At 46.5% G+C, this 10,725-nt stretch carries 10 protein-coding genes; 4 read left to right on the top strand and 6 right to left on the bottom strand.

What is annotated here, in order from left to right:
• Position 1 precedes the first annotated feature (1 nt).
• From ICN34_RS06080 to ICN34_RS06090, 3 genes are all read left to right on the top strand, one after another.
• On the top strand, positions 2-604 hold the full coding sequence (locus tag ICN34_RS06080; protein ID WP_237767774.1) for a hypothetical protein: 603 nt from the start codon (positions 2-4) through the stop codon (positions 602-604).
• Between the two features lie 181 nt (positions 605-785).
• Entirely contained in the window at positions 786-1,970 is a 1,185-nt protein-coding gene (locus tag ICN34_RS06085) for a DUF3300 domain-containing protein (protein ID WP_216121417.1), read from the top strand.
• Positions 1,971-1,992: 22 nt separating this feature from the next.
• Entirely contained in the window at positions 1,993-2,361 is a 369-nt protein-coding gene (locus tag ICN34_RS06090; protein ID WP_216121419.1) for a Rap1a/Tai family immunity protein, read from the top strand.
• Between the two features lie 60 nt (positions 2,362-2,421).
• Here ICN34_RS06090 and ICN34_RS06095 read toward each other — a convergent pair whose 3' ends face one another.
• The 6 genes from ICN34_RS06095 to fabI form a co-directional block, all read right to left on the bottom strand.
• Positions 2,422-3,411, bottom strand: a complete 990-nt coding sequence (locus tag ICN34_RS06095; protein WP_072583469.1) for a tripartite tricarboxylate transporter substrate binding protein BugD — start codon at positions 3,409-3,411, stop codon at positions 2,422-2,424.
• Positions 3,412-3,505: 94 nt separating this feature from the next.
• Positions 3,506-4,351: a CoA ester lyase gene (locus ICN34_RS06100; protein ID WP_072583470.1), complete on the bottom strand. Its 846-nt coding sequence runs from the start codon at positions 4,349-4,351 to the stop codon at positions 3,506-3,508.
• Positions 4,352-4,389: 38 nt separating this feature from the next.
• The gene (locus ICN34_RS06105) at positions 4,390-5,766 is read right to left on the bottom strand and encodes an MmgE/PrpD family protein (protein ID WP_072583471.1); all 1,377 of its coding nucleotides are present in this window, start codon (positions 5,764-5,766) and stop codon (positions 4,390-4,392) included.
• An 18-nt stretch (positions 5,767-5,784) separates the two neighbouring features.
• Positions 5,785-6,669, bottom strand: a complete 885-nt coding sequence (locus ICN34_RS06110; RefSeq protein WP_216121421.1) for a MaoC family dehydratase N-terminal domain-containing protein — start codon at positions 6,667-6,669, stop codon at positions 5,785-5,787.
• 22 nt (positions 6,670-6,691) lie between these two features.
• Positions 6,692-8,008 (bottom strand): chromate efflux transporter, encoded by a 1,317-nt coding sequence (chrA, locus tag ICN34_RS06115; protein ID WP_083564276.1) that lies wholly within the window; start codon positions 8,006-8,008, stop codon positions 6,692-6,694.
• 8 nt (positions 8,009-8,016) lie between these two features.
• Positions 8,017-8,802, bottom strand: a complete 786-nt coding sequence (gene fabI, locus ICN34_RS06120) for an enoyl-ACP reductase FabI (RefSeq protein ID WP_072583474.1) — start codon at positions 8,800-8,802, stop codon at positions 8,017-8,019.
• Between the two features lie 50 nt (positions 8,803-8,852).
• Here fabI and ICN34_RS06125 point away from each other — a divergent pair, with 50 nt between their 5' ends.
• On the top strand, positions 8,853-10,721 hold the full coding sequence (locus tag ICN34_RS06125; RefSeq protein ID WP_216121423.1) for an extracellular solute-binding protein: 1,869 nt from the start codon (positions 8,853-8,855) through the stop codon (positions 10,719-10,721).
• Positions 10,722-10,725 lie beyond the last annotated feature (4 nt).

Genomic DNA, 10,725 nt, shown 5'->3' on the forward strand with positions numbered 1-10,725 from the left:
CATGCAAATCATAGCTTTGATTGAATTATCCATTTCCTGTGCGGTAGTGGGTATTTGGATCTTGCAAAAGTTTTCTCCAAATGCTTTTCCATTCGCTATCAAAGTATTTTTTGTCCTTCTGATGGGAAATATTCTGTTTTGGCCATTTGGTATGAATTTACCTTTGGTTGCCTATGTGCGTGGCTTGACTGGTGATCTGAGCATCGTGCTGACTTTATTGTTGTGGAGCTCATTGCTACCAGCCAATAAGCCTGCACCGATTGTTTTTAAATTTGTGGTGACAATCATCGCATTATGTTTTTATCCATTTGCCCTGGGCTTGGGAATGGTCGATCCTTATGTATGGGGTTACGGATCCATACCATTCTTAATTCCGGTCCTATTTTTTGCCCTAGTCTGTGGCTTGGCAAATTGGATGAAGGGTGTATGGATTATTGCTATCGCCATTCTTGCTTGGACAGTCCATTGGCATGAGTCTGCCAATCTTTGGGATTACTTGCTGGATCCATTCTTGACCATCTGGGCTATATGCGCCTGTATTGGCATGATGTATAGAAGGAAAAGGGACAAAGCCCGCTCTGGATATTTGTTTAGACCGGGTTAGGACTCATCAAACGCAAGGTTGTAAAGTAATATGCATCTAGTGAGTTATTGAATTTATATAGATCAATGCTGAGGCAGATATGAAGCAGACAAGCCAACAAAGTATTTCTGTGTTGAGTAAGAAAGTGAGGTTGCTAACGTTAGTAATGATCACTTTTGGATCCCTTCTCAATGGATGCGTTATGAGCCCTGATCCTTATCAATCTAGCGGATATTACCCTCAAGGTTATGTGCAAGGCGGAGGATACGCTGGATCCGGCTACAACGCTGGCCCGCAAACTATTTCTTCAGAGCAATTACAGTCATTGGTCTCGCCAATTGCGCTGTATCCCGATTCTTTGCTGTCGCTGATGCTGCTGGCCTCAACCTACCCGTTAGAGGTAGCAGAAGCTCATAATTGGCGAGCTAGCAATGCTTCATTGGCGGGTGATGATCTGCAAAATGCACTCAAGGCCCAATCTTGGAACGATAGTGTTAAATCTTTAATGTCGTTTCCAAAAGCATTCAATATGATGGGCAATAAATTGCAGTGGACCCAGAATTTAGGTAATGCTTATAAGCTCCAAGCCGCAGATACCATGAAAGCAGTTCAAGCTCTCAGAAAAATGGCTGTTAAGGCCGGTACCCTAAAGACTAATAAGCAAATTACCGTAACAGCTGATGCGGACGGGAACGTCTTGATCAGCCCAGCCAATACAAAAGTAGTTTACATCCCAACCTATAACCCCACGGTTGTTTATGGGCCCTGGCCATATCCAGAGTACCCTCCGTATCCTATCTACAACCCAGCTTGGGGTCTGATGACTTTTGGTGCGGGATTTATGATCGGCGATGATTTTTGGACGCAACCCAATTGGAATAATGGCACGATTAATTCTACGAACATCAATGCATCTGGGCGCATACCCTCTCGTGCAATTATCGGACCAGCAAATGTTGCTAACCAGCAGCGCTTGCTGAACGACTGGAAAAATAAAGCTACTCCAGAGGAGAGGCAGGCGGCCAGAATGGATGGTCAGCGCGCTAATAATGCTTTTCAGAAAGATGCAACTCCTGAAGAAAGAAGTCAGGCAGCGCGATTAAATCAAGAAGCGCGCAATGATGCCCAGATGGATAGATCTAATCCCAATATCTATCGCGAGGCCGCTCAAGAAAACGCTTTGCGAGATCAAGCGCGCTTTGATGGTGATCAAGATCGCTCACGTAGCTTTGATGAGGGTGGGCGAGATGGAGGATTTGGCGGCGGCCATATGGGTGGATTTGCCGGTGGTGGTGGCGGACATATGGGCGGATTTGGTGGCGGTGGAGGCGGTGGTGGCCATATGAGTGGCTTTGGCGGTGGGCACATGAGCGGTTTTAGGCGTTAACATTTACTGAGAGAAAAGAATCATGAAAACATTCACAGCAACATTTGTACTTATTGTATCCATCCTTTCCTCTGCTCCAAGTGCATTTGCGCAGAAGGATCTCCCAGCGGATGATGCTAGTACTACTGCATTTGTTGAGCTCTGCAAAAATCCTGATGATGATCAAGGTCGCAGTTTTTGTTTTGGTTTTGGCGAAGGAGTCTATCAGGGATACTTGGCGAATCGTCGTCCAGATGCCGAGCCAGCCATTTGCTTTGTAAATAAGAGCGAGACTCGTAATGAGGTCTTGCAAAAGTTCCTGGTATGGACCAAGACAAACCCTCAGTTTAATAAAGAGAAAGCAGCTAAAACTTTAATGCGTTTCTTTGTTGATAATTACCCCTGTAAATAAGAACTCAGCACAATAAAAAAGCCAGCGAGATGCTGGCTTTTTTATTTCTAAGGTAAGTCCTTAATCAGCATAGGCTCCAGCCTTGCGAATTACAGGACCCCATTTATTAATCTCAGCCTCAAGATGTTCTTGCAAGCCTTTTGGAGTTCTCTTAGCTGGTGGAACAATTTCAATATTGGACTCTGCTAAACGAGCCTTTACTTCAGGGTCATTCAAAGCAACGTTAAGCGCCTTATTGATTTTATTGACAACTGCTGGAGGCGTGCCTTTAGAGACATACATACCGTGCCAAACTTTTACTTCAAAACCTTTCAAGCCTTGTTCATCCAAGGTGGGTATGTTCGGTAAGGCTGGCAGGCGTTTTGGTGTGGTAACACCATAGGCTTTTACTAAACCATCTTTAATATAAGGAACAGTCTGCGTGGTCTGATCGCAGAGTAGGTCAACCTGGCCACCAAGCAAATCGGTTAATGCAGGGCCGGTTCCTTTGTAGGGAACGGTTGTTAATTCCACGCCTTCACGCGACATAAATAAAAGGCCGCACAACTGAGACACCGCACCAGGACCAGCGTTAGCTAGCGTCACTTTATCCTTATTGGCCTTGATGTAGGTCTCTAATTCTTTAAAGTTGTTTGGTGGGAAATTCTTGCGACCCAAAAGCACCATTGGTACATCCACGACTTGGCCGATGTATTCAAAGTCCTTCATCGGGTCAAAGTTCAATTTTTTATACAAAGCCGGCGCAGTAGCCATGCCCATGTGATGAATAAAAATCATGTAGCCATCTGGAGCGGAACGCGCAACTCGGGTGGCTGCAATGGTGCCGCCTGCGCCAACAGTATTCTCAACAATAACGGTTTGACCCAATTCTTTACCCATCGGCACAGCAATCAGACGGGCAACAGCGTCTGTAGGTCCGCCGGCAGCAAAAGGTACAACCAAGGTGATGGGCTTATTTGGATAGGGATCTGCAGCTAACACATTACCTGCAATAAATCCTAGGGTAGTGATTGCATAGAAACCGGCAAATAGTGATTTACGTAATTTCATTTTAGTCTCTAGTAGTAGTTATAAAAATTATATGAGTGCAAAACAACTCTGGGTTATTTTGCCAGTTTTGCAACTCCTTAGACATAGGAAACTCTTAGTGTTTACCAGCAATTGCCAGGGTTCTTTTGGCTAGTAGCACCACGGGTCGATCAATCATACGGCCATCTAGCTTTACAGCGCTGCCCTTGGAGGCCACATCTGCCTCAACGACCCGTTGGGCCCAGGCTAGTTCTTCTTCGGTTGGCGTAAATGCCTTGATGACGATAGCCACTTGTTTTGGGTGAATACAGAGTTTTCCGCCAAAACCCATACGCTTTGCGCGTTCTGAGTCATCGGTAATGCGCTCAATGTCGTCAGTAGATGGTGTAACCCCATCAATAGGAGGGGCAATCTGTGCAAGTCGTGATGCTAAAACGATCTGAAACCGAGCTGTTTGTAATTCGATCTCTTGGCGGTCGCAGACCATGCCCAGATCCGCTTGTAAATCTAAATTACCCAAAGCAAGGCGAATCACTTGGTTGGAGTATGCAATTTCTTTCAGTTTATCCAGGCCAATTGCCGTTTCAATCATGGGAATGATTGCAGTATTGGGGAGTATGAGGGCGGCACCATTAATTTGGTCGAGCGATTCGCTTTTGGGAATCAATAGACAGGCAACTTCAAGTTGTTGCGCGAGAATTAAATCGCCTGAATAAAATTTACTACCAGGTGAGTTTGTACGAATGACTAGACGCTTCTTTTGCTCAGGACTAAAGCTAGGCCATGCAGTGCGAATGGCGTCACGCGCACTCTCTTTATCTTCCTCCGCAACGGCATCTTCTAAATCCAAGACAACGCCGCTAGCACCACTATCGAGGGCTTTCATAAAACGTTCAGGACGAGTGCCTGGTACAAATAGAAAGTTAGTACTAAAGCCTAGTGGTGTATCAAGTGGGTTCATATCAATCTAGAAAATAAGGGAGCGAGTGGTGGGTTTACTTATGCGGATGGCAGTAGAAAGCCTATCTTGGCTTGTTTGCGGATATTCCACAAGAGATCAATTGCTTTACTCATCTCTGTTGGGCTGGCACCCCCGCTAAAAGCAGCTAAGCGCATTGCCTTGTCTGTTATCTCTGCGCGAGATAGGGTATTACCAGGGTCGCCTTTAGGTTCGTCTACGCGACCCTCCAGAATTTGTCCATTGTTCAGATGAACTTTGACTTTGCCAATCCAACGTTGCGGATAAGCACTATCAACCTCTGGATCGAGAATCATCGAGACGCGCTCACGGAAGGTGCAGATTGCATCATCATGAAAGTGCTGATCAAATTCTTGCAGGCCAGCAAATTGGTAATGTGCAACCAAAGCGAGCACCGTTCCCATAGAAAACTTAGACTGATGCACAGTAGCAGGGTCAGTTACCGGGCCTAATACATCAATAGCACCTTGGTGAACCAAGGTTTCTATTTTCGCAATATCGTTAGGCGTTAGTTTGTTTACCAACATGACTTGAAGTAGGGCGTCAGCAGCGGGGTGAGTATGACGACAGGAGGCGTAATACTTAAAGCTTGTTTCTGCTAAAGCCCAGCGAGTACCTAAACGATCAACCAATTTACTGGGGTCACTATCGCTTGACATGCCTGCCGCTAATCCCTGCTTACCTTCCAGGATATGTTCAGCACCTGTAAAGCCAGCTTGTGCAATATAGGCAGACATTAAGCCAGTGGAGGCCGCATGGGCGGTATGTAGTTGTTTGGAGTCTGCGGCATCACGCAGAAACTCCCAAAGGCCGGCTGATTGAGTCCCCGCAGAGCCAAAGGCATGGAGCATTTGTTCTGAATTGAGTTTGAGTAGGCGACCAACTGCCGCAGCAGCAGCTAATGTGCCGGCCGTTCCGGTGGTATGAAACACTTTGTAATGAGAGCGACCTAAAAATTCCCCAACCCGAATACCTACCTCGTAGCCTGCCACTGCAGCAACCAATAAATCTTCACCAGAAGCGCCAATGGCTTGCGCGTAGGCTAATGCTGGAGGAAATACCACCGTAGCTGGATGAAAGACTGATCCATTGTGGACGTCGTCTTGTTCTGCAACATGTGATGCTGCTGCATTAGCCATTGCCGCTAAAAAGGGGCTAGAGGTTTTGCGAGAAACTAAAACTTCAGAGGGACCAGCGTGTCTTGCATCAAACCCACCCATATTTTGGGCAAACTGAGTAATGAGTTCCACTGGGCGCGAGCCTTTGCCAGCAATAGCTGAACCAAACCAATCAACCAATAGGTCTTCGGCGCGGCTCATGACGTCGCTTGGAATATCTGCAGCTTTTAAATTGGCCGCAAAGCTAGCTAGCTCAAGAGAAAGGTGTTGAGTGGTCATCAGTAAACCTTCATGTGTTTAGGCTAGAACACCGGTTGCTTGCATAGTGAGCCAGCCTTCATGGTCCTCCGCCCAAATGGAAATGGTTTTTCCACTCGGATCTTTTTCTAGATCCGGCTTGGCATTGACTTTAAAGATGTTGATATCAAAAGTAGGGCGTATAGCGCGGAACTCAAAACTTTTAAGCTTGCATCCTAGAATGCTTTGGCGCACTAGATCTACCAATAGTGTCGCAATCAAAGGGCCGTGCACGATTAAACCGGGGTAGCCTTCAACTTCAGTGACATATTTGCGATCATAGTGAATGCGATGGCCATTAAAAGTTAATGCTGAATAACGAAATAGAAGTACGTCATCAGGTGTAATTGTTTTACTCCATTTAGCATCCGTCGGTGCGGCAGTAGGGGCAACAGGTTTATCGTCTGGCCCGGGCGCATCCCGATACACAATGTCATGCTCTTCAATAATCGCTAGACCGTTCTGGTTGGAGATTTTGTGATTGACCAATACGAAAATTAAATCACCGGTGCGACCTGCTTTATGGGTTACTGACTCAATCGTGGAAACGCGTTCAATCTCGTCGCCAACAGCAAGTGGTTTTAACCATTCAATGCGGCTACCTGCCCACATGCGACGAGGTAGTGGAACCGGCGGAAGAAAGCCACCACGTTTTGGATGACCATCAGATCCAATTTCGGATTCGCGGGCGTGGGGCAGAAAATACAACCAGTGCCACAGCTCAGGTAAAAAAGTCCCCTTACTTGGTGCAGCATCATCGCGATCCAAGGTTGCGGATAGTCCGCGCACGGGGGCTGCTGTGACGGTGTCCTGCAGAGACTCTGTTTTACCAAGCCATTCTTGCAGGTGGGTGATAGTTTGAGGTTCGATTCGCATAAGTTCCATTATGCCAATCTTGTGAAAAAACTCACCCTATCAAAATAGAGATGTAGTAGAAGAGTAATCCAGCTAAGGCTGACCCGCCCAATACCGAAAGAACACCCTTTTGAAACTTAAATAAAGCTAAACCAGCTAGAGCGCAGATCAAAATCGAGATCCAAGAGATCGAGCCGCCAAAGCCTCTTGGTAGAAAGACGTGATAAGCAAAGAAGAGGCCTAGATTAGCAATGACACCAACGACTGCCGCTGTGATTGCTGTTAGCGGGGCTGTAAATCCTAGCTTGCCATGTGTTGACTCAATTAACGGACCGCCTACTAAGATAAAAAAGAAGGAGGGTAAAAAAGTAAACCAAGTAGCAACACAAGCACCCAACACCCCAAACCAAAATGGATTGGTATTGCCAATGAGATGTTGGATATGTCCTGCAAGATAGCCAACAAAAGCCACTACCATGATGAGTGGTCCTGGCGTAGCCTCGCCTAGCGCTAAACCATCAATCATTTGGTTGGCGCTGAGCCAATGAAAGTGTTCGACTGCTCCTTGGTATACGTAGGGTAGAACTGCGTACGCACCACCAAAAGTCATTAAGGCGGCTTTGGTAAAGAACCACGCGATATTTGGGTACAAGGTCTTCCAGTCAAAGATGGCTATTAATACACCAATAGGAAGGAGCCAGCAAGTAAATGCGACAAGGCTATGACGGACCGCTTTTGAATAAGTAAATCTGGCGTGTTCGGGAGTAGGGGTGTCGTCATCAATGATGGCGCTACCAAATTGTTTTGCTTCTTTCGTGCTATGCCCACCAGCTTGTTGGAAATATTCTGGATAGCGTTTACCACCCCAATATCCGATTGCTGCTGCAATCAGTACGATGATGGGAAAAGCGAGATTCAGAATAAAGATGGCGAGAAAAGATCCAAGAGCGATCCATTGGAGTGCTTGGTTATGAATTGTGCGTTTACCAATTCGCACGGCAGCGTGCAACACGATTGCAGTCACTGCAGGTTTGATGCCAAAAAAGATGGCGGCAATCCAGGGGACTTGTCCGAAGGTGAGATATACCCACGACAACCCAATCAAAATGAACAGGGAAGGCAGCACAAAGAGCGTACCCGCTAGGATACCGCCCCAGCTGCGGTGCATGAGCCAGCCAATATAGGTCACTAGCTGTTGGGCCTCTGGCCCTGGTAATAGCATGCAGTAGTTCAGCGCATGTAAAAAGCGCCGCTCAGAAATCCAGCGACGCTTTTCAACTAACTCCTGGTGTAGAACGGCAATCTGTCCTGCTGGCCCACCAAAACTGATGAAGCCTAGCTTAGCCCAAAACTTCAGGGCCTCGCGCATTGGAATGCTCAAACTTCATCCATTCCGCCAACCACTTGACTAAAGCCGTTGTCAACGTAAATGATTTCAGCGGTGATGCCATTGGCTAAGTCAGACAATAAGAATGCAGCAGTATTGCCTACATCATCAATCGTCACATTACGGCGCAGTGGAGCAGTTTCCTCAACCGCTTGCAAAATCTTGCCAAAGCCTTTTATGCCAGAAGCGGCCAAAGTTTTAATTGGGCCAGCAGAGATGCCGTTAGCGCGAATGCCTTTAGGGCCAACTGAGCCAGCGAGGTAGCGAACGGATGCTTCAAGCGATGCTTTTGCTAAACCCATAGTGTTGTAGTTAGGAACATTCTTCATGGATCCTAAATAAGTCAATGTGAGCAATGAAGATTTATCACGCAACATTGGGAGCGCTTCTTTTGCCATCGCTGGGAAGCTGTAAGCAGAAATGTCGTGAGCAATCTTGAAGCCTTCACGAGAAAGACCTTCCAAGAAATCGCCGGCAATTGCTTCGCGTGGCGCAAAGCCAATCGCGTGTACAAAACCATCAAATTGGGGCCAGGATTTGGCTAAATCCTTAAAAAGGGCGCTGATTTGTTCGTCGCTGCCCACATCGCAGTCAAAAATCAGTTCGGTATTGAATTCTTTTGCAAAATCAACGATGCGGTCCTTAAAGCGCTCACCTACATAGGTAAAGGCTAGTTCAGCACCTTCGCGGTGGCAGGCCTTGGCTATGCCATAGGCAATAGAACGGTTGGAGAGGAGGCCGGTAATGAGGATTTTTTTGCCGGTGAGAAAGCCCATGTTGTGTCCTTTACTTCAAATATGATTAGCTATCTACAATTGTTGCATATATGCCCACCTTAAAGCCCATTCGACAAATTGCCTATTTATTGCTGCTAGCCCTGCTAGCGGGGCTAGGGGCCAATATAGCTCTGGCAGGACAAGGGATTGCACAATACGGCAAGCCTAAATATCCCGATGGATTTGCCCATTTTGATTACGTTAATCCCAATGCTCCCCGCGGTGGAACCCTGGTCTTGCCAAACCCAGGGCAAAGAACGAGCTTTGATAAATTCAACCCATTTACCCTGAGAGGTATCACCGCTCCCGGTATCGAATTGATGTTTGAGTCATTGGCCGAGGGAAGTGCTGATGAGGTCTCCAGTATTTACGGTTTATTAGCAGATGATATTCAGGTAGCCAAAGATCACAAATCGGTCACCTTCCATCTTCGATCTGAGGCAAAATTTTCAGATGGCAGTCCAGTCTTGGCTGCTGATGTTAAATATAGCTTTGATACCTTGATGAGCGGTAAAGCGCATCCGCGTTATAAAACTACCTTTGCGGATATTAAAGAAGCGGTTGTTTTGTCTGATCGATCCATCCGCTTCGACTTTAAGAATGACAATACTGAACTACCTATCCTGGCAGGAACATTCCCAGTGTTCTCGCGGAACTGGGGCAAGCAAGCAGATGGAACGGTGATTCCATTTGAGAGTCTTGCCTTTGAAACGCCAATCGGTAGTGGGCCTTATTTGATTGAATCTTTCAAAGCAGGTAAATCGATTGTTTTTAAAAAGAACCCAAACTATTGGGCTGATCAACTCGGAAAACCGTTAAATATCCGCGTTGGCTTTTATAACTTTGATCGAGTCCTTTATAAGCTTTACAGCGATGATGCTGTTAGGCTGGAAGCCTTTAAAGCGGGGGAGTTTGATGCTCTGGTTGAATATCGCGCCAAGATCTGGGCTAAAGGGTATGTGGGCTCTAAGTTTGATCAAGGCGTTCTCTTAAAGAAAGCATTCCTAAATCATAATGGCGCTGGCATGCAAGGTTTCGCTATGAATGTGCGACGGCCTATTTTTAAAGATGCGCGTGTGCGCGAAGCCTTAGGCTATGCACTTGATTTTGAATGGCTCAATCGCCAAATATTTTTTGATCAGTACAGCCGTATCAATAGTTATTTCACCAACAGTGATTTGAGTGCCAACTTTGATGGCCCTCCCAAACCTACAGAGTCAGAGCTAAAGCTACTCAAGCCCTTAAAAGCAAAATACCCACAGTGGGTTCCGGATGCAGTCTTTGGCCCGATGCCTGCGGCGCCATCAACTAAGTCGCCTGGCAGCCTACGCCAGAATTTGAAGAAAGCCCGTGAACTCCTTCTTCATGCGGGCTGGCAATATCGTGACGGTGCATTGCGCAATGAAAAGGGTGAGCCATTTCGTTTTGAGATAGTTGAAGATGGTGGATTTTTCTTGAGAGTGATTTCTGCTTATGTACGCAACTTAGAAAAGCTGGGAGTGCAAGTAGATATTCGGACCAGCGATTTTGCTTTGCATCAAAAGCGTATGAATGAATACGACTTTGATATGACCACCGTCAGATTTCAGGACTCCCAAAATCCAGGAAATGAACTCTGGGACCGCTTTGGCAGTCAGGCCGCTAAAGAAAAAGGCTCTGATAATGTGATTGGCGTGCAGTCTCCCGTGGTGGATGCTTTGATTGATGAAATTACCAAAGCACAAAATCGGGAACAGCTAAGAACCGCAACGAGAGCTCTAGATAGAGTTCTGTGGAATAGTTACTACGTTGTGCCGCAGTGGTACAACCCAACCCATCGCGTTGCCTTTCGCCACGAGATGCGTTATCCAGAGCCTCCTTTGTATTACTCGGCCGAGGCATGGATCATGCAAAACTGGTGGAAAGAAGAGGCTAAATAATGCA

The organism is Polynucleobacter sp. Tro8-14-1 (genome assembly GCF_018881655.1).
Lineage (GTDB): Bacteria > Pseudomonadota > Gammaproteobacteria > Burkholderiales > Burkholderiaceae > Polynucleobacter.

Bases quoted from the DNA above. Each gene is read 5' to 3' on its own strand.
- chrA (WP_083564276.1), bottom strand. From the start codon at position 8,008: ATGCGCGAGGCCCTGAAGTTTTGGGCTAAGCTAGGCTTCATCAGTTTT.
- ICN34_RS06085 (WP_216121417.1), top strand. From the start codon at position 786: ATGAGCCCTGATCCTTATCAATCTAGCGGATATTACCCTCAAGGTTAT.
- fabI (WP_072583474.1), bottom strand. From the start codon at position 8,802: ATGGGCTTTCTCACCGGCAAAAAAATCCTCATTACCGGCCTCCTCTCC.
- ICN34_RS06090 (WP_216121419.1), top strand. From the start codon at position 1,993: ATGAAAACATTCACAGCAACATTTGTACTTATTGTATCCATCCTTTCC.
- ICN34_RS06095 (WP_072583469.1), bottom strand. From the start codon at position 3,411: ATGAAATTACGTAAATCACTATTTGCCGGTTTCTATGCAATCACTACC.
- ICN34_RS06105 (WP_072583471.1), bottom strand. From the start codon at position 5,766: ATGACCACTCAACACCTTTCTCTTGAGCTAGCTAGCTTTGCGGCCAAT.
- ICN34_RS06100 (WP_072583470.1), bottom strand. From the start codon at position 4,351: ATGAACCCACTTGATACACCACTAGGCTTTAGTACTAACTTTCTATTT.
- ICN34_RS06080 (WP_237767774.1), top strand. From the start codon at position 2: ATGCAAATCATAGCTTTGATTGAATTATCCATTTCCTGTGCGGTAGTG.
- ICN34_RS06110 (WP_216121421.1), bottom strand. From the start codon at position 6,669: ATGGAACTTATGCGAATCGAACCTCAAACTATCACCCACCTGCAAGAA.
- ICN34_RS06125 (WP_216121423.1), top strand. From the start codon at position 8,853: ATGCCCACCTTAAAGCCCATTCGACAAATTGCCTATTTATTGCTGCTA.